The 19,244-nt window shown below is 43.7% G+C and carries 16 protein-coding genes, 1 tRNA gene and 1 pseudogene; 6 read left to right on the top strand and 12 right to left on the bottom strand.

Annotated features, from left to right (window positions below):
- Positions 1-230: 230 nt before the first annotated feature.
- Complete coding sequence (locus tag C6H04_RS04795) at positions 231-2,345, top strand: McrB family protein (protein ID WP_233711855.1); 2,115 nt, start codon at positions 231-233, stop codon at positions 2,343-2,345.
- Positions 2,342-3,760 carry an McrC family protein gene (locus C6H04_RS04790; RefSeq protein ID WP_104732477.1) on the top strand — a complete coding sequence of 473 codons (1,419 nt, stop codon included), beginning with the start codon at positions 2,342-2,344 and terminating at the stop codon, positions 3,758-3,760. Before C6H04_RS04795 ends, C6H04_RS04790 begins: the two co-directional genes overlap by 4 nt.
- On the opposite strand, the gene C6H04_RS04785 is transcribed toward C6H04_RS04790, so the two are convergent.
- From C6H04_RS04785 to C6H04_RS04765, 5 genes are all read right to left on the bottom strand, one after another.
- On the bottom strand, positions 3,732-3,959 hold the full coding sequence (locus tag C6H04_RS04785; protein WP_104732476.1) for a hypothetical protein: 228 nt from the start codon (positions 3,957-3,959) through the stop codon (positions 3,732-3,734). The two genes, C6H04_RS04790 and C6H04_RS04785, sit on opposite strands and share 29 nt — an antisense overlap.
- A gap of 108 nt (positions 3,960-4,067) precedes the next feature.
- Positions 4,068-5,528: a catalase gene (locus C6H04_RS04780; protein WP_104695765.1), complete on the bottom strand. Its 1,461-nt coding sequence runs from the start codon at positions 5,526-5,528 to the stop codon at positions 4,068-4,070.
- Between the two features lie 230 nt (positions 5,529-5,758).
- Positions 5,759-6,826 carry an LptF/LptG family permease gene (locus tag C6H04_RS04775; RefSeq protein WP_104695764.1) on the bottom strand — a complete coding sequence of 356 codons (1,068 nt, stop codon included), beginning with the start codon at positions 6,824-6,826 and terminating at the stop codon, positions 5,759-5,761.
- Entirely contained in the window at positions 6,805-7,380 is a 576-nt protein-coding gene (gene pth, locus C6H04_RS04770; protein WP_104732475.1) for an aminoacyl-tRNA hydrolase, read from the bottom strand. The genes C6H04_RS04775 and pth overlap by 22 nt, the downstream gene beginning before the upstream one ends.
- A gap of 3 nt (positions 7,381-7,383) precedes the next feature.
- Positions 7,384-7,920: a 50S ribosomal protein L25/general stress protein Ctc gene (locus C6H04_RS04765; protein WP_104695762.1), complete on the bottom strand. Its 537-nt coding sequence runs from the start codon at positions 7,918-7,920 to the stop codon at positions 7,384-7,386.
- A gap of 538 nt (positions 7,921-8,458) precedes the next feature.
- On the opposite strand from C6H04_RS04765, the gene C6H04_RS04760 reads away from it, so the two are divergent.
- On the top strand, positions 8,459-8,995 hold the full coding sequence (locus tag C6H04_RS04760; protein WP_438940243.1) for an outer membrane protein: 537 nt from the start codon (positions 8,459-8,461) through the stop codon (positions 8,993-8,995).
- Positions 8,996-9,022: 27 nt separating this feature from the next.
- On the opposite strand, the gene C6H04_RS04755 is transcribed toward C6H04_RS04760, so the two are convergent.
- A complete protein-coding gene (locus tag C6H04_RS04755) occupies positions 9,023-9,619 on the bottom strand; it encodes a peroxiredoxin (protein WP_104732473.1) in 597 nt (198 codons plus the stop codon).
- Positions 9,620-9,692: 73 nt separating this feature from the next.
- Between C6H04_RS04755 and C6H04_RS04750 the strand changes: the two genes are divergently transcribed.
- Entirely contained in the window at positions 9,693-11,465 is a 1,773-nt protein-coding gene (locus C6H04_RS04750) for an ABC transporter ATP-binding protein (RefSeq protein WP_104732472.1), read from the top strand.
- Here the strand turns inward: C6H04_RS04750 and C6H04_RS04745 are convergent.
- The 4 genes from C6H04_RS04745 to C6H04_RS04730 form a co-directional block, all read right to left on the bottom strand.
- Positions 11,425-12,093 carry an HAD family hydrolase gene (locus tag C6H04_RS04745; protein ID WP_104732471.1) on the bottom strand — a complete coding sequence of 223 codons (669 nt, stop codon included), beginning with the start codon at positions 12,091-12,093 and terminating at the stop codon, positions 11,425-11,427. The two genes, C6H04_RS04750 and C6H04_RS04745, sit on opposite strands and share 41 nt — an antisense overlap.
- Positions 12,094-12,124: 31 nt before the next feature.
- Positions 12,125-12,811, bottom strand: a complete 687-nt coding sequence (locus tag C6H04_RS04740; RefSeq protein WP_104695757.1) for a di-trans,poly-cis-decaprenylcistransferase — start codon at positions 12,809-12,811, stop codon at positions 12,125-12,127.
- 99 nt (positions 12,812-12,910) lie between these two features.
- Positions 12,911-14,977 carry a methyl-accepting chemotaxis protein gene (locus C6H04_RS04735; protein WP_104695756.1) on the bottom strand — a complete coding sequence of 689 codons (2,067 nt, stop codon included), beginning with the start codon at positions 14,975-14,977 and terminating at the stop codon, positions 12,911-12,913.
- 111 nt (positions 14,978-15,088) lie between these two features.
- Entirely contained in the window at positions 15,089-16,288 is a 1,200-nt protein-coding gene (locus tag C6H04_RS04730; protein ID WP_104732470.1) for a glycosyltransferase family 8 protein, read from the bottom strand.
- Between the two features lie 444 nt (positions 16,289-16,732).
- Between C6H04_RS04730 and C6H04_RS07910 the strand changes: the two genes are divergently transcribed.
- Positions 16,733-16,882: a hypothetical protein gene (locus C6H04_RS07910; protein WP_158653771.1), complete on the top strand. Its 150-nt coding sequence runs from the start codon at positions 16,733-16,735 to the stop codon at positions 16,880-16,882.
- 11 nt (positions 16,883-16,893) lie between these two features.
- On the opposite strand, the gene C6H04_RS04725 is transcribed toward C6H04_RS07910, so the two are convergent.
- Positions 16,894-16,971 (bottom strand) — tRNA-Pro (locus C6H04_RS04725).
- A 331-nt stretch (positions 16,972-17,302) separates the two neighbouring features.
- On the opposite strand from C6H04_RS04725, the gene gad reads away from it, so the two are divergent.
- Positions 17,303-18,751, top strand: coding sequence for a glutamate decarboxylase (gene gad / locus C6H04_RS04715; RefSeq protein WP_104732468.1), 1,449 nt, complete (start codon positions 17,303-17,305; stop codon positions 18,749-18,751).
- Positions 18,752-19,009: 258 nt separating this feature from the next.
- Here the strand turns inward: gad and C6H04_RS08360 are convergent.
- Positions 19,010-19,102, bottom strand: a pseudogene (locus C6H04_RS08360) (IS200/IS605 family transposase); the annotation flags it as partial.
- Between the last annotated feature and the right edge of the window lie 142 nt (positions 19,103-19,244).

Raw genomic sequence — 19,244 nt, 5'->3', positions numbered from 1 at the left:
TTGAGACAACCTCAGCTCACTTTTGGGTTTTTGAAGCGGGGTTTAAAAAACCCGCTTTGTAGGTGATGTGTTCATTAACATTCGTGGGGTTTATTGAGATTGGGGTGAGGGGCGGTTTTCTACTCCATGCGCACCTTAGTAGAAGGCTTTGTCAATGAAACAAAGCCACTTGTTTTGTGAAGCTAGTAACTTTTAATGTAATCCCCTCAGAGGATTTTAAAGGAGATGATATGGAAAAGATAGAGTGGAATGGGGAGCAGAAGGCAGAGTTTCAGAGATTATTGCGGGAATTTGTGAGACGTATAGATGTCAAGATAGAGGGTAAAGATCGGACATTGAAGGGCATGGAAACATCTGACTTAAAGAAAGATTTTAATCTCCTTTTGAATAGTATTGGCTATGAATGTGATCCCCGTTTTGGACAGGGCACGATCGCGGGTTCTGGCAACGCAAACTTTAAAGATGACAGAAGACCGTCAATTGTCTTTTGCCGTCAAGATATCCTCAAAGAACACCTTGTCAACGGAACTAAACTCAAGCAGAGTGAGGGTTTTTATATCTGGTTTGCCTACTATTGGCGCGACCCCCTAGTAAGGCGCACGACTGACCCTCAAGATGGGTTTCATCTGTGCATAGGTAGAGCAGAAGGGAGCCTAGATGAGTGTAAAAGATGTCTGGCATATGAACCACTCTTTGTTAAGAATCCAGAAGGTTTTAACGAGGAAAGAGTTTACCCTGATTTGGAACCTAATTTGGAAAAAATCACAGATTATTTTTTGGAATTAGTGAGTATTTTTAATGCGATTCCTGTAGAGCATTTTAGACCAATTAACAATCTACGCACACTGCCCCAACAAATCATCGCCATACCAGAGAAAATCCCCATGAATAATTCCCCCAAAATCCCCCTAAACCAAATCCTCTATGGACCTCCGGGCACGGGTAAGACCTACAACACTATCAATAAGGCGTTAGAGATTTTGGGACACGACACCACTAATATGAATCGCAAGGAAACCAAAGCCCTTTTTGATCAATATAAGCAAGAGGGGCGTATTGACTTTGTAACTTTCCACCAAAGCTATGGCTATGAGGAATTTGTAGAGGGGATCAAACCGGAGATGGATAACGAGCAGGAAAGTAGCGAGCAGGTGCGCTACAAAGTTGAGGACGGGATTTTTAAGAGAATGTGCCAAGTTGCGCTACAAAACTATCAGGACTCTCTTAAAACAGATGAGGCGATCGCTGAGGAGATCGAATTAGAAGAGCTATTAGAAGAATACGCCCAAGACATTGAGTATAGACTTAGTCAAGGCGAAGTTCTTAATTTTCTCTCACGCATGAAAATTAAGGCTGTGTGTCGGTCTCAGAAAGGGGATTTTCGATCAATCCGGCTTGGAACAGACGGGTCAAACACCTCAGCATGGCAGAGTTTAACAAAAGATATTCTTGTGCGGGATTATTTAGATTTTAAAAATGGCAAAATCCATAGTTATAGAGACATTAAACCCACTTACGAATCACAATCCAAAATACATGGTAATGCTCCCTATTACTATGCGCTGCTCACAGAACTTAAGAAGTTTGAGGATACGAGATACCAAGTTAATATCCAGCCAGCCCCCAAAGCTCCCGCCAAGCAACCCTATATTCTTATCATCGATGAGATCAATCGGGGGAATATTTCTAAGATTTGTGGGGAGCTTATTACCCTCATAGAAGAGAGCAAACGCATAGGTAATAGCGAGGCATTGCGGATTACTTTGCCTTATAGTAAAGAGTCCTTTGGCGTGCCCGATAATCTTTACATCATCGGCACGATGAACACCGCCGATCGCTCCATCGCTTTGCTAGATACCGCTCTGCGCCGTAGATTTACCTTTGTAGAGATGATGCCTAATCCCACTTTGCTTAGCACAGATTGCGCGGGTGTTAATTTACAGAAACTTGTAGAAGCGATGAATGCGCGCATAGAGTTTTTGCTAGATAACAACCACACCATTGGGCATAGCTACTTTTTAGGACTTAAAGACTTAGAGAGCTTGCAAGAGTGCTTTAAAAATAAAATCATCCCGCTTTTGCAAGAGTATTTTTATGACGATCACGCCAAAGTTTCAGCGGTGCTAAATGGCAATGGCATGCTAGAGGTTAAAGAAGTCCAAAAAATGGGGGCTGTTTTAGGAAAACTCGTAGAGGACTTTGTAGATATGGATAAAAAAGTCTATCATCTCACAGAGTCTAAAGGGTGGAGGGCTGAACAATTTCAAGCCATTTATGGGGGCACTAAGCAAAATGAGGGGCAGACACAACCCAATGAGCCTAGCGTCCAAAATGCAAACCCATGAAAACCACGCCCACGCTGTATTTGGCCGAATACCAAACCTTTAGCCAAGCGGATATCGAGAAGTGCTTGGAGGAGTACAAGGCTAAAGCTCCCAAGATATGGGAAATCCTGAAAGATTTTGCCCACCAAGAGGCCAACCACGCCTTTTTGAGGTTTAAAAATAAGCACACCCTCAAAACCCAAAACTATGTGGGCTTAATTCAGGTGGGGGGCTTTTGCATTGAGATACTACCTAAGATTTGCGGGCGAGATTTAAAGAGAGAGGATTTAAAGAAACATTGCGACTGCAAAATGAAAATCCCCAAACTCGATCGCGCAAAGTTTCAAGATCAGGTAAGAGAATTTGTAGAGCTGCAAAGTAATCCAAAATCCCCACAAAAACCCTCATGCTCCCTCTGCCATGCTAAACAAGTGCTTTATAATTGTCTGATCACTCTTAAAGACGCACCTTTTAAGCAAAGCCAATTTTCTGAGCTCAGTAGTGCACACTTGCCCCTGCTAGATGTCTTTATCCAAATGTTTTTAGAGGAGTGTGCCCAGCTTATCAAACGGGGGTTAAAGCAGGATTATCTAGCCATCTCTGAGAATCGCCCCTTTCTTAAAGGCAAGTTAGAGTTTGCCCATCACCTCAAAACCAATATGATCCACAAAGAACGCTTTTACACGACTAGCGACGAATACAGTTTAGATGTCGCGCCTAATCGCCTCATCAAATCCACGCTCAAAATGCTTAAAACCCTAGTTCTGAGCCCTTTGAGTCAAGAAAAATTGCATTCCGTGTGCTTTGTCTTTGATGAGGTGAATCCTAGTAAAAACATCGATGCAGATTTTGCCAAAAGCGCTCATGCCAGCCGTTTTAAAGAATATGAAAATCTTTTAGCATGGTGTGATCTTTTCTTGCGCAACAAAAGCTTAACCTCTTATAGTGGAGTGGAGCGGGCTTATGCGTTGTTATTCCCTATGGAGAAACTTTTTGAATCCTTTGTAGGGCATTGGTTAAAAAGAGTGGATTGTCATGTGCGCTTGCAAAAGCAAAATAGAAAATACCTCATGGAAGCGCAAAATTCTCAAAGTTGCTTTGCCATGTTCCCCGACATTGTGCTAAAAAAAGATGGTGAAACTATTATTTTGGATACCAAATGGAAACTCATCCAAGAGCAAAAAGGTATATCCCAAGACGACCTCTATCAAATGTGGGCGTATGCGAGCAAATACGCCTTTCTTAAACAAGAACAAGAACAAGAACAGTCAACACCCCAAATCCAAGTGTGGTTGGTCTACCCTTACCAAGAAACAGAAGAAACGCAGACATTGACTTTTAAGGCTAGCGAGTTATTTGGTCAAGGACCTATTAAACTTTCTATGCGCTTTTTTCCACTAGGAGTATTCACTGATCCTCCTGCGAGCGGAAAATAAACTTATCAATTTTAAAGAAGATCAGTGCGCCAATACTCTGCCCTAAAAACAAATTGAGCCAGAGGGGGGTGTGCATCCACTCAAATAGGAGCATGAAGGGTAGCATCACCACAGCTGAGACCATCCAACGCACCCAGTAAATGAAAAAGAGTCTAGTCTTGTATTCCTTGAGAAATTTCAATTGCTTGAGAAACTCCATCCATGCTCCTAAAATTTGAATAAGAAATGGCACGCACCACACACTCGACCAAAAAGAAAGGATCACAGAATAGGAGTGGTGCTAAACCCCCTCCTCAAATCCGCATTGTTAAGACTTTTTAGACCACAATTCTTCAATGCGTTTGCCGTAGTGTGGATCGGCTTTTGTGAAGTGCTCTAACTGGCGCTTGATGATATCGCTAGGCACGCCCTGCATGGCATCCGCGACATTTTGGCAAGTGCGTTCTTGCTCATCTTTAGGCATTAAGCGGAAGAGATCGCCCGCTTGCGTATAGTAATCTGTGTCATAATCCCTAAAATTATAGGCATAAGCGGCCATTTCATCGGCGAGCTTGCTCAATTCCAGCTTGGGTTCTCTAGCATGGGGAGCTTCTTTATAGCCGGGCAAGGAACTGGGCTCGTAGTTGCGCATGGCTCCGTAGTATCCGCTGGTCATGAAGCCGTCCCTAGAGGAGGTGGCAAAGGGGCAACGAGGCGCATTAACAGGCAACTGGCTATGGTTGATCCCTAAGCGGTAGCGGTGGGTATCTCCATAAGCAAAGAGTCGCCCCTGCAACATGCGATCAGGACTGTAGCTGACACCGGGTACCACATGGGCGGGGTTAAAGGCAGATTGTTCTACTTCAGCGAAGTAGTTTTCAGGGTTTTTGTTGAGCTCTAAGATACCTACCTCAATGAGTGGATAATCTTTATGACTCCACACCTTTGTGACATCGAAAGGGTGGAATTTATAGTTCTTCGCATCGCTCTCAGGCATGACCTGCACGCAAAAACGCCACCTAGGGTAATCTTTTTTCTCAATAGCTTCAAAGAGATCACGTTGGTGTGAATCCATGTCGTGCATGCGGATTTTGGCCGCCTCTTCACTGGTGAGATTTTGAATACCTTGCAAGGTTTTAAAATGGAATTTCACCCAAAAACGCTCGTTTTTCTCATTAACCAAGCTAAAAGTGTGGCTTCCATAGCCATTCATGTGGCGATAGGTCTTGGGAATACCTCGATCGCTCATCAAAATGGTAACTTGGTGCAGACTCTCAGGCACTAAGCTCCAAAAATCCCACACCATCGTGGCGTCTTTAAGGTTAGTTTTCGGGTGGCGTTTTTGAGTGTGGATGAAGTCGGGGAACTTGATAGGGTCTCTGATAAAAAACACGGGGGTGTTATTGCCCACGATATCCCAGTTGCCCTCTTCCGTATAGAGTTTAAGCGCAAATCCCCTAGGATCGCGTTCAGCATCAGCAGAACCCTTTTCACCCGCCACGGTGGAGAAGCGTAAAAAGCAAGGGGTCTTTTTGCCTACTTCGCTAAAAAGCTTAGCCTTGCTGTATTTTGTAATTTCAGTGTTTGTGATGGTCAAGGTTCCATAGGCCCCGCTCCCTTTAGCGTGCACCACCCTCTCGGGAATCCTTTCGCGATCAAAATGGGCAAGTTTTTCTAAAAACCAAGTGCTTTGCAGTAAAACAGGACCTCTGGGCCCAGCTGTGAGCACATCTTGGTTATTACCAATAGGCGCACCAACGGCATTAGTCAGGACGACATGCTTATCCATAAAAAATCCTTTCAAAATTAGATGAGGCGATAGGATCACATCAGAGCAATCCTTTCTTAATTATAGTGTTAAGATGGTAAGTTTTTTAAACAAATTGTGATAAAAGAGTTAAAATGCCGTTCATATTCTCAAAAAGTTACACTCTGTAACATCTTTACCATTTATCCTTGAAAGTTTCCAGCATTTAAGTATGAAAGACGGCTTACGCTTTGGTTAAGTACATAATCCACTTAAAGACGCGTATCGAGTTTTCTATAGTGGTGCAAGGCAAGGCCACACAAGAGCCCAAAGGGGAGTACAATCCCCAACTCAGGATAGAAGAGGCCAGCAATGCTAAATTTTCCCAATGCAAAGAAAAGCCCCCAAAGAATGAGAGAGAGAATGATGAATTTTAAACTCAAGAGTGCAAGATTCTCATAACGGGCGAGGTTAGGGGTATAACGGGCAATTAAAATGGCAGTAAGAGGCACAAAAAAGGGTAAGAAAATAGATACATAGAGAAAAGCGCGGACTTTTTTAGTATCTCCATGCTGTCTATAAAGCACGCGTAGAGAACGCAGCGCATCTGCAATGGAAACGGCAGGTTTATTTTGATAGATGGTGTCAAGTACTTTGGGGTGAAAACCCTTGAGCGTTTTCAGCAAGGCGCTATTTTCCAGGCGTAAACCTTGTGGTCCTAGTGCAAGAGGTGTGGGCAATAGGGCAGTGGTGGCATCGTGCAACACCCAGTATTTATGTTCAAAAACTGCGTGATTGGCTTGTGCGACTGCACTCAATTCATTATTGGTTAATGTAAAAATCTTGACATTTTGTGCGCTTTGCAAGAGAGGGTTAATCTTGCCAAAATAGACATAATCATCATTATACTTGACCAGCAAATTTTCAGACATATTGCTCGAGCTATCCTTATAGATAATCTGCTCTGCTTTTTCTTGCATGTATACAAAAGGTGTGGCGTTAAGACCTATGAAAACTGCGATAAAAAATAGGTTGATAGCGAGCATGGGTTGCAAGATTTGCTTGATTGAGTAGCCGATAGCCAGCAGGGCACTGTATTGATTAGAACGAATAAAGGCGATGTAAAAGAGCACGAGGCCCAAGAGCAAGGAAATAGGCAGAGTGTAATTGAGCGCATAGAGACCGTCGTAAACAAAGAAGAGTAAAATGAGGTTGGCAGCATCGGGGAATTTATCTGCATACTGCAAACTATCAATTCCAATGAAGAAAAATTCTAGCGCCATCAAAATGATGAGGCAATATTTGAGGTAATAAGAACCTACGAAGAGCCAGAGTCGCATCGGAGAGATTTATGGGGATTGAGTGTAAAACGATTTTGCATGCGCGCGAAATCGTCAGATTCCAAGTAAAAGCACAGTGCTTCAAGCGTATGTGCCAGAACTTGCTGTTTCAGGGGTTCTTCATGGGATTGGAAGCGTTCCAGAACATGCGTGTGTGCGTCCACACCGCGCCCAATCCCAATCTTGACTTTGTAGAATGGGTGGGGATAATGTGCTTCTATGGATTTGAGGCCATTATGCCCTCCATGACCCCCTTTCTGCTTGAATCGCAATGCACCCAAGGGTAGGTCTAAATCATCATGCACCACCACCAACGCCCGCACATCATGATAGTGCAAAAACATTTCTAAAGCCTCTCCAGAGGCGTTCATATAAGTGGTGGGTTTTAGCAGGTAACAAGAATATTGCACTAAAAAAGCAGACTGGTAATTAGCGGTGTACCTAAACTCTGCATGGAGTTCATGCGCCAAGAGGTCTAGGACATCAAAGCCCACATTGTGGCGTGTATGGGCATACTCAGAGGTCGGATTTCCTAAACCACAAATAAGTCGCAAGGGTTATTTTGCCTTAATCACTCCCACAACAGCGTTGTTAGGATTTTCTAAAATCCTCACTGATTGGGGCAATTCCAAATCGCGCACCAAAATCACATCGCCTACATCTAAAGAGGATACATCCAGTTCAAAGCTAGAAATGAGGTGCTCAGGTTGGCATTCTACATGCACACGACTCTTGGAAAGCATCAAAATCCCCTTGTTTTTGAGTCCTACGGGTGTTCCATGCACCTTCACGGGGACATAGAATTTAGACACCATGCCCGAGTTAAGCACAAGCAAATCCACATGCATGAGGGCATTGCTCACGGGGTCTTTTTGATAGCTTTGCACAACCACGTGGTAAGCGCATTCCCCCACCTTTACCTGAAAATCCAAGTTAGGTTTGTTTTTGACAAAGCGGATAAAGTCATTGGTCTTGAAGCTGGCATAGACATTAGGCACCCGATTGCCATAGAGATTGGCAAGTAGATAACCCTCTTTACGCAACGCCTTTCTTTGAGATTTAGATAGATCGCCCCTGACTTGGCCCTCTAACATATACTTCCTTTACGAAAAAATAAGCCCTCATTCTAACACATTCTAGCTTAAGTAGTTGATTTATCCTAGGCTTGCCTTGTATCTTGACATACTCTCCCATAACTAAAGTTAGGGGATTCTAACTTTAGTGGAGATCGCGGCTTCAAGCAGGACAGCTCCATTTGGAGTCTTACATTCCCTATTCCAAAGGTTGATGCCCCAACCCCAAGGGTATTACCCCTTGATTGCACAAATATTAGCACAGCCATGCTGGTGCTAGCCTTATGGCGTGGCTGGTAATCTGGCTTTGAACTTATAAGGCCGCATACGGAAGATTTGTGCTATAAAATGCGGAGGTGGGGTTGGGGTGTTAACGCTTAGAATAACAACCATAAAGCCTCTTGTAGAGTGGATTTTGGTGATGCCATGAACCTCGTGGCTGGGTAATCCATTAATCTTTAGCTGTGAGAATATGTCGACAAAAAGTAAGATGGCCGTGCGGTATTGGTGTCTGGTGTGGGTGTTGGTGGGGAGTTTAGGGGCTAAGAATCTGAGCTACATGTCCTCTTCCTATCAAGCCGGGATGGTGTTCTTAAAAGCGCGGGGTACTACGAAACTCTTGCAAGGAGCGTCCATTACCTGGGGTTATGAGGTGAACCCCAAACACGATTGGGCCTATTCACGCTACTATATCTTCTTAGATTATGGCAATGTGCTGTCAAAGCCACATTCTCTCACTCAAGTTAATCTCTTTACTTATGGGGTGGGAGGTGATTTTATGGTGGCTTATAATAAAAATCCTGTCAATTCTTGGGCTTTTTTCTTTGGCTTGCAGCTTGGTGCCAATACCTGGCTTGTTAACCAAAAGGCTAAAAACATTGTGCGCAACACATGGAACTCATTCAGAGACCTCGTATTCAAGTCCCAGTCTACTTATTTTAGAGCGATCGGAACTTTCGGTGTGCAGTTTCGCACTATCGTGGCATGGCACATCGTAGATGTAGAATTAGGAATGAAAATCTTTTTAAATCCGGAGCCCAAGAGCGCCTTCGAGAGAAGTGTGGTATTCTTCATCTCTCATGCATGGCACTTTTGAGTAGGGGTCCTAAGACCCCCGGAGAGACTAAAGCTTGCTAGCGTGGTCTCTGAGATATTCTTTTACACCTTCGTGCGTAGGTTTCATGCCCGCATCGCCTTTTCTCCATCCAGCAGGACATACCTCGCCATTTTCTTCAAAGAAAACAAGAGCGTCTACCATGCGCAACATCTCATCTACATTCCTGCCTAGAGGGAAATCATTGATGACAGCATGGCGTACTTTTTGGTGTTTGTCAATCAAGAAAGAACCACGAAGCGCGACGGCATCGTCAAAGAGCACATCATAACTCCTGGAAATTTCTTTTTTGACATCCGCTACCATAGGAAAGCTCACTTGACCAATACCGCCCTTGTCCACAGGAGTATTTCTCCAAGCGTAATGCACTACTTCGGTGTCGATAGAGACCCCAATAATCTTGAACCCTTTTTCCTCAAAGTCCTTAACGCGATGGTCAAAAGCGATAATTTCAGAGGGGCACACAAAGGTAAAATCTTTAGGCCAGAAAAACAGCACAGCACCATTTCTACCGAGGTTCTTAGAAAGCTCAAAATCTTCAACCACTTGGTTATTAGGTAACACAGCCGTGGCTTTAAAATCAGGGGCTAATTTTGTAACTAGCATTAAAACTCCTTAAGATTGTTTTGTGTCAAAAGACGCGACACTATAGTGAAAACAGCCTGAATAATCAAGAGGTATGAGCTATAATCACACCAATACCACTTCAAGTACAAGGATTGAATTGAGACGCAACCTGTCTTTCAAGATGTTTAGGCGTTCCATCGTCCAACTTTTCTCATTTTTCAGCCAACGCGATAAAAAAATTGTCTTCTTCTTGGTGGTGATGTCTGTGGGACTCTCAATTTTAGAAGTGCTCACTATTAGCATGATTATGCCCTTTATCACTCTAGCCAGTACACCCGATTTGATTTTAAACCATCCCTACAGCGCCACTCTATACAAGTGGCTTCATTTTAGTAGTCCCTTGCATTTCATGTTTGTCTTTAGCTTCGTGCTCGTGAGCCTGTATTTGTTTAGAATGGCCTATAGTGTGTGTTTCACCTATTTGAATAGTCGCTTTGCCAATAAAAAAGCCCATATGATCGCCCAGCAACTCTTTTTGCGCCATATTCAGGCATCCTATTTGGAACACACTAACTTGCACTTGGATCGCATCCGCAATACCATCACCGCTAAAAGTGTCCAAACTATGGAGGGGTTTAGCGCATTATGGAATCTGTTTTCAGAAGCCATGGTAATCATGTTCTTGTATGTTTTGCTTTTGTTAACCAACTGGAAAATGACTTTGGTGTTGAGCGTCTTACTGCTCTTGCAAGTGTTTTTTATCACTAAGCACATGTCCCGTTCGATTCAAAGAAGGGGCCATGTTGTCGTGACTTCGGGTGAAAACTCCCTTAAAGTGCTTTCAAAGTTCTTCGGGAACTTCAAGCTCACACGACTCAAAAACAACCATTTGGAGGCCTGTAGGCGTTTTTCTGAATACAGTCTCAAGAGTGCGCATGCCAAGATCGCTTACCAGACAATGCAAGCGATGCCTAGTCGAATTTTAGAAACCGTGGGCTTTAGTTTGCTAATCCTAGCGGTTGCCTATGTGCTTTACAAATACGGGGAAGCTCAGATGGTCTTACCCATCATCTCTATGTATGCTCTAGCTTTGTATCGCATGTTGCCCTCTATTAGTAGAATTTTGGGGCATTACAACACCATTGCCTACAACCAGCGAGCCATTAATGTTGTGTTTAAGGAATTCCATGCGCCCATTCAACATGAAGGAGATACACCTCTTGAGTTCACACACAGCATTCAATTACGCCATATTGATTTTGCCTACAAGCTCCAAAACCCTATTTTGCGCGATTTCAACCTCACAATTTACAAGGGACAAAAGGTCGCTTTTGTGGGGCCTAGTGGGTGTGGTAAGTCGACTTTAGTAGATATTTTGATGGGCATGTTCACCCCCAGTCGTGGGGCTATTTATGTAGATGATAAACCGCTCAATGCGGAAAATATCAAGAGTTGGCGCCAAAAATTTGGCTACATTCCCCAAAATATTTATCTCTTTGATGGTAATGTTGCTGAAAATATCGCACTTGGCAGCCCTTTACAAGAAGAGCGACTCGTAGAAGTGTGCAAAATGGCGCACATCTACGATTTTCTAACCCAACACGAAGGTATTTATACCCAGGTGGGCGAGGGGGGGGTGAAACTCAGCGGTGGGCAGAAACAACGCATCGGCATCGCGCGCGCCCTCTATGATAACCCTGAGATTTTGGTGCTAGATGAAGCCACCTCTGCACTAGATACCTCCACGGAGAGCAAAATCATGGAGGAAATTTACAATGTTGCTCAAGATAAAACCCTGCTTGTCATCGCACACCGACTGAGCACTATTGAACGCTGCGATGTGGTCATCGATCTGCAAAGTATGCAGCACAATCCTGCAAGTTAAAACATTGAAAACTCTCAAGATAGCCAGCGCGATCCACACCTTCAACTAAGGTTTTAAGCTCGGGATTGTTGTAGCCTAAAAACGCAATTTGGTTCTCGCGTGCGCAGAGATAATCATTAGAGCTATCTCCGATGAGCACCATGTCTTGAGGTGCATAGGCGTATTTTTCGATCAAATGCGCCACAACCTTAGGCTTGGCAGGTGGACTTCCCTCAATGCTTCGGAAATAAGGAGTGATTTCTAAAAAGGCGCAGAGTGCTTGCAATTCCGTATGTAGAGCAGCTGAAGCGACATGAAAGGGATAACTCTTGTGGTGGGTTTGGATAAAGTGGAGCACTTCAGCATTGAGATGACTCTTAGAAAAGAGTTCTTTAGAGATGATTTGGCCAAACTCTAGTACCAGTGCGTCTATTTGGTGTGCCTCTAAGGGGGTGCCTAAAATATGGCGGTAAAAATAGTCAATCTTTTCATTTCTGGAGATTCCTCCGCTTTTGTAATGGTATTGCTCAAATTGTTGCCATGCTTGAGTACTCACATTTCCAAATAGCTGTTTATAGCCTGCACATTTCAAGTGCATGCTATCAAAAATCACCCCATCAAAATCCCACACCACAACTTTAAATTCCATAGACACTCCTTTTGCATGAACTCTAACAAAATCAGATTAACCGCCCAAATTTGCGTTGCCGTTGTTGGAAAGCACAGATGATAGCCTGTAGGTGCGTGGGTGTGAAATCAGGCCACAGTACAGGGCTAAAAAAGAGTTCAGCATAACTAGATTGCCAAAGCAAGAAATTAGATAGACGCATTTCTCCTCCCGTGCGCACAAGCAAATCCACATCGGGCATACCCGCAGTGTCTAAATGCGCTCCAATGAGCTCCTGCATATTGTCTCCGCTCTTTTGAGAGTGCAAAATTTGCGCGCAGGCACGGGCAATCTCATCGCGCGCGCCGTAGTTGAGGGCGAGCACTTGGGTGAGTGCGCGGTGATGTTCCGTGTCTTTTTCTAAAGCTAGAATCGTTTGGCGTAAATCGCGATTAAAACGCTCCAAGTTTCCAATGGCCTTGAAGCGGATTTGGTTTTCTAAATAAGTAGACCTCTCCTGGATGAGGTATTTCTTCAGCATACGCATCAAGAAGTCCACCTCTCTTTGGGGGCGATTCCAGTTCTCTGTAGAAAAAGCATAGAGGGTAAGATAAGCGATGTGATGTTTCGCACACCAAATCGTGATCTCACGCAGGGCGAGCACCCCGCGCCTGTGCCCATAAGTGCGGGGTTTGCCCTGTTTCTTAGCCCATCTCCCATTTCCATCCATGATAATGGCCAAGTGCGCCAACGCATTCATTGCGATATATAGAAACCCCACTATTCCTTAAATCTTCAATTCTCACGCCAAAGGCTGGAAATCTCCATGCTATCCAAGAATGCCTTAAGAGATGGTCGCTTAAAACTTTTTGCGCTCCACATCCTTTAAGATTTCTTCGGAAATGCGGTTGATGTCTTGAGAAGCACTCAGAGAGTCACGCGCGATTGCGATATTGCTCTGCGTATCTTGCTTAAATTCTTCCAAAGATTGGTTGATTAATTCCACTTCTTTGGCCTGGTTTTGAATACTTGATGAAGTGTCAGAGATACTCTGCACCAAGACATTGATATTGGTCTCGATCTCACTAAGAGATTTTTGAGTGCGCTCAGCGAGCTTACGCACTTCATCAGCCACTACCGCAAAGCCTCGCCCATGCTCACCTGCGCGTGCAGCTTCGATAGCAGCATTGAGGGCGAGTAAATTAGTCTGATCGGCGATATCGCGGATAATTTCCACAATATGCTTAATATCCTGACCTTGCTGAATCATTCCCTCACTCTTGTGGGCCACCTCTGTAATGCCGCTGGTGATCCCCCCGATACTCCCAATAGTCTTATCCAGACTATTGTTTTGATTATTGGCAATCTCATTGAGGCGATCCACACAGCTATTGAGCACATTTACCTTACTATCCAATTCCCTTGCAAAATCCGCAGAGGTGCTGAGCATGCGCTTGGTTTCATTGGCAAGTGCATCGAGCACCACCTCAATGTGCCCACTGGCATTGGGGATACCCTTTCTGAAATCGTATTCAGAATAGCGTTCAAACGCTTCGTTAATGGTTGCCATGTGTAGCCCAATATTCTTCTGCATGTAGAGAATAATGTTGTTAATATTCTTTTTGAGTGCGATCAAGGAGGGGTTACTAGGCTCAGCATTGATGGTTTGACTAAAGTCTCCCATTTCCACTTTGGAGGCAACCTCAATACTGTTTTGTACGGCCTTTTCATCTTGCACAATGGTTTGCTGGACTCGTTGGATGTTTTCATTGATAGAGCTTTGTATTTTACCTAGATCGTCCGCACTGGTAGCAGGAATGAGTTGGATATGATCGGGCGAAACTTCGTGGCGCAGAATTTTAAAGAAATTCTCCAAATTACGAGCAACATTACCAATGCGCTTGCTCATCAGTGTGTACAAGAGCCAGTAAATGATGCCAATCACCACAACCAGACCAACTATCCCTGTAAGGCGCACCGTCATTTTAATCGAATCAATGTCTCTAAACACCCGTTTCTCGCTACGCACACCCACCACGGCCCAGTGATAATTGTTGGTATTCTTTCTGAAAATGCTAAAGGAAAAGATAGCCCCATAAGACATTTCATGACTCACCTTGGAATACACTTGAAGCACTTTTTTCTCATTTTTCTGTATGATGGGCAAGCCTTGTTGGCTAAATTCTGGATTGAACTCTTTCCATGCATGTCCGCGCCATTCTTTATTGTTATGCACCACTAGTAGAGTTCCATCTTCTGCGATAAGATTGAATTTTGTATCCCCCACGCCATAAGCCTTGAGCACATAATCATAACGATCAATGTTGATAAAAACCGTGATAGCCCCCTTAAAGACACCTTGATCGTCTCTCAGAGGATAGATGATGTCTACTCCATAAATGGTGCTCCCATCTTGCATGGTGCGCAAATAGGGTTTGTTCAAGATTAAATCTTCACCCGGCTTGCTCACCTTTTCGTAGAGAGGATTGTCGTAGAGCTTGGGTGCTGGCATGACCTTGATATGGCCTGAACCTATAAGGCTATTAGGGTCATTCTCTCCCTGCGTGGATTTCTCAAATAAAAAGGCATTTGCATGATCGTCCTCCAACGCGATAGAGAGGGCATACACCGTCCGTGTATAGTAGAGATACTCACTCAAAAGTGTCTTTTTAAAGGCCATGTCGGCAGAGCCATTTTTTAAAAGCGCAGTTCTCAAAATGTGGAGGCGCACCAGTGAGCGCGTAATACTATCTTGCACCCCTTTCCCGGCATTACGCACCTGAGCCTGCAAACGATTAAGGGCCTCTTCTTCCAACAATCTTTCCACCTTGAAAGAGACAATATAGGTTATCGCTAACACTAGAATCACCAGTGCTGATCCGATGGCCAACACCATTTTACTTCTCAAGGTTATATTTTTAAACATAGATTCCTTTCACATTACAACAAATGAAGAAGGCCTAGTTTAGCACTTTTTGTAGAAATTATACCTATTCTGAGATGAGAACACACTGCCCATGCAAGATACGGGCTTAACTCAAATTTTCTTGAGCTTCCACCAAAAACAAAGGTCGGTATACCAACGCTTGAAAGTTTTTTGAATCTTGTAAAAAATGTAGTCGCGCAAAACTTTCTTGGTTAAGAGCGGCTCTAGGCATGAGAGATACGCTTTAGAATCTTTATTAGTTAACCAACGATCGTAGCGCTCAAAATAAGTCGTTGTGAAAGGCGTGCGCACCAAAGCGCGAATCCAAAGTGGGGCCGCGTGGAAATTTTGAGGCTCCCATGGCTTGATCTCACCACAAAAATGCCACATGATCACCTCATTGGTATTTTGCACTGCCTGATGGATGGGATGGTTAGGAATATTGAAGTGGAAAGGATTGGTGTTGTAAGTATGGGGCAATTCTAGCATATATCCATGGCACAACAAGGTTAATGCATCCTGTTCTGGATAACAGAGCCCATGTCCCTTGTGTGCAAAAAACTCGATACACTGCTCTTCAAGATTACTTTTGCGCCAGGCTTTAAGATTAAAAACAGCAAACCCTATATTGAAGGGATTTTCATAGAGGATTTGCCATTGTTCGGGGGATAAAAAATGTCTATCGATGGTTATTTTTTTGCTAGAAGCCATTATCAGACGCGTCCTGATTGCCTCTGCGACACTGGCATCACCTCTGAATTCTTTAGCAACAGCTAGGTAGTATGGATCGTCTGTATTCAAAGCAAAATAACTCTCACTCATATCTTTGACAAACACGACATCTACATCACATGTGATGAGCTTATCGTATTGGGGAAATAAAGAGGGCAAAATAAAACGGGCTAGGACAAAGGGCGAAAAGCGTTCTAGTGCAATAGGGTCTACGCTCCTCAGTATCAGATCAAACTTTTCAGATAGGGTTCTGTTGTTCTGTTGTTCTGTTGTTCTGTTGTTCTGTTGTTCTGTTGTTCTGTTGTTCTGTTGTTCTGTTGTTCTGTTGTGTGTGATTAACCAATCGAGATCGTGAAATTCCAAACTCGAAAAATCTTTAAAGGGCATGAGAGCGTTTTGGAGTTCGATCTCATGGTCTGTGTCTAAGCCCTGAACCAAGCAGTGAATTTTATAAAACAAGGGCACGCCCTCTCTGGTGCGTGCCGCATGGGTGAGCATAGAGTGCATGGCCACACCTGCAGGCAAGCAGTAATTTTTGTCAAAGGCCATCAGTATGGGGATAACTACAGGTTGTAGCATTGAAAATCCTTTAGAGCCATTGTATGGCAACTTTGTAGGGCATCGACACACTCCCCATAACTAAAAGCTAGGGGGATTCTAACTCCAGCAGAGGATCGTGGTTTCAAGCGGGATTGCTCTGTTTAGAGTCTTATGTCCTCTATTCCAAGAACTGATATCCCAACCCAAAGGGTATTACCCCCTGACTACCAGGGTATATTAGCATAAATATGCTAAGGCTAGCCAGCTATCTCCATAGCTTAGTTGCTTGTGGGTTTTAGAGCGCGGGAGGTAACTCCTTTTTGTTTTTTAAAACGCGCCTAGTAGCAAAGCTTGATGATCCAAACAATCCTGCAAGCAACCAACTTATAGGAGTATGTCAAGTCTGCAAAAGACATGTGAAGCACACATAGGCGTTTTTTGAGTTCATGGATATTATAATGATAACTCTTAAAAAGGATCGTTATGAAGTACACTTTCTTATTAGCACTATTTGCGATGGGTATGGTAGGTTGCTGCACGCAGATACCACAGGGTAAAGAGAGTCAAAAAAACACGCCAAAGTATAACCCAGACCTAGCTAAACAAAAAACACTGCTACAAGGGAAACGCTGAAGTGGGACAAATGGTCGGAGTAGCGGGATTCAAACCCACGACCTCACCCACCCCAAGGGTGCGCGCTAATCAGGCTGCGCCATACTCCGTCATCAAAACCCTCATTCTACCTTTCATTCTATTAATTTTAACTTAAATAGGAGTGCTGGGGTGCTGGACATTTAGAGCCCAGTGCACATATTCTCTACAGCTAAGGCTAATAAAACTCTGGTGAAATTCTTGTTATGCTTTAAGGTGTTTTGTGCTAGAGAACGAGGGGGTGGATTCCCCGCCGATTGGAATTGTATAAGCCTGTGCAAGCGGGCGATAGCGCTGGTTTTTGGGTGCGTGTGTTTTGCCTCCATCCGCATAAGCCATGTGGTCGGTTTTGTCCGTCCTTGGTATTGAGTAATTAACTTAAATTTAAGAGGAGTTTGTCTCATGTTGCATAAAAAAAGCAGTATTGAAAGGGATAATGAAAAATTTGTCTTTAAAGCGGATAGTTCCTCTACGCCTATTTTTGGCAGTGCTGAAAGCGATGTTTTATTGCCCCGTGATAAGATAGGCAAAAATATGATGGATCCCCGTATCGCTTATCAACTGGTTTCGGATGAAATGATGCATGATGGTAACCCACGCTACAATCTTTGTACCTTTGTGCAAACCTACATGGAAGAGGAGGCTAGAAAGATCATGCTCGATTCCATGGCTACAAATGCCATTGATAAATCCGAATACCCCCAAACCACCGAGATTGAAAAACGCTGTGTGAATATCATCGCCAATCTTTGGAATGCCAATCACGAAGAAGATTTTATGGGCACTTCAACAGTTGGTTCTTCAGAAGCTTGTATGCTGGGCGGGATGGCCATGAAATTTCGTTGGAGAAAACGCGCACAGGCTTTAGGGATTGACATTAGCAAACAAAAACCTAATCTTATCGTTAGCTCCGGCTATCAAGTAGTTTGGGAAAAATTCTGTGTCTATTGGGATATTGAGTTGCGTGAAGTGCCCATGAGCGATTTTAATAACCTCACTTTAGACCCTAAGAAAGCTATCGAGCTCTGCGATGATTACACCATAGGCATCGTGCCCATTATGGGAATCACTTACACGGGAGGATTTGATGACATTGTAACCCTCGATAAACTCCTTAGCGAATATAACCAAAAGGCTAAAATAAGTGTGCCCATTCATGTCGATGCCGCTTCTGGCGGGCTTTATCTCCCCTTTATCGATCCGGATTTAGCTTGGGATTTTCGCTTAAAAAATGTCGTGTCTATCTCCACTTCTGGACATAAATACGGACTCATTTATCCAGGAATTGGCTGGGTAATGTGGCGTGATAAGCAATTCTTGCCCGATGAATTGATATTTAAAGTGGCGTATCTAGGGGATTTTGAACCCACCTTCCAGATCAACTTTTCCCGTTCTGGTTCGCAAATCTGGGCGCAGTATTATTGTTTTGTGCGTTGGGGCTTTGAAGGATACAAAGCTATCCATGAGAAAACACGCGATGTCGGGCTGTTTCTTGCAAAAGGCATTAAATCTTTGGATCTTTTTGATATGATCAATGAGGGCAAAAACATTCCCATCATCTGCTGGGCTATGAACGATAAAGCACAGAAAGAAAAGAGATGGAATCTTTACGATTTGGCCGATCGTCTCCGCTTTAATGGTTGGCAAGTCCCTGCTTACCCACTTCCTGCAAACTTTCAAGATGTGTCGGTGATGCGTATTGTAGTTAGGGCAGATCAAAGTATGGAGCAGATGTCGTTATTTTTAAAAGACTTGAAACAAGCCATCAAGGAATTGGACACTGCAAACTTGATAAGTCATAAGTGCCAGTTAGAAGAAGGCAGAGTCGTCCCGGCAGGCTATACCCATTAAGACCAGCTATCCCCATAGCTGGAGCTATGGGGTTTTAGAACACATGTAAATTTTTAAAACTCTTTATCAGAAACCCCACTCTAGCAAATGCGTCGCATTTGTTTTAGCGAGTTAGATGAATGCCCCTATCCTTGATTTTCTATGCATCTTTTGATGGTTTGCAGTTTTGAACTTGATGATTGTGCTTGCTATCTCTATTCCCATACATCTTCAGCAGTTTTGATAGCGCAAGCGTTCTACTTGCTTGGGGTTAGTCTCTCAACAGGCAAAAAATCCATCCCTCCAAAACTTTTGTTCTTTCCAAAAATGCTTGCACAAGAACGGGATAAATCTTGGATTTCTCCAAACTTTATCTGAACGTGCGTAAAACTCAATCCTTTAGGGCACTAAATGTAAGTGCACGCCAAGAAAAACTACCCTTGCAATAGGTAAGTGAGATTAGTGAAAGCCTGAATACTAAGAGTTGGATGCGCTCATTCTAACCGCCAAGATT

Source organism: Helicobacter salomonis, assembly GCF_900197775.1.
Taxonomy (GTDB): domain Bacteria; phylum Campylobacterota; class Campylobacteria; order Campylobacterales; family Helicobacteraceae; genus Helicobacter; species Helicobacter salomonis.
Note: the sequence above shows the minus strand (reverse complement) of the source record. Positions and strands in the feature narration are given on the sequence as shown.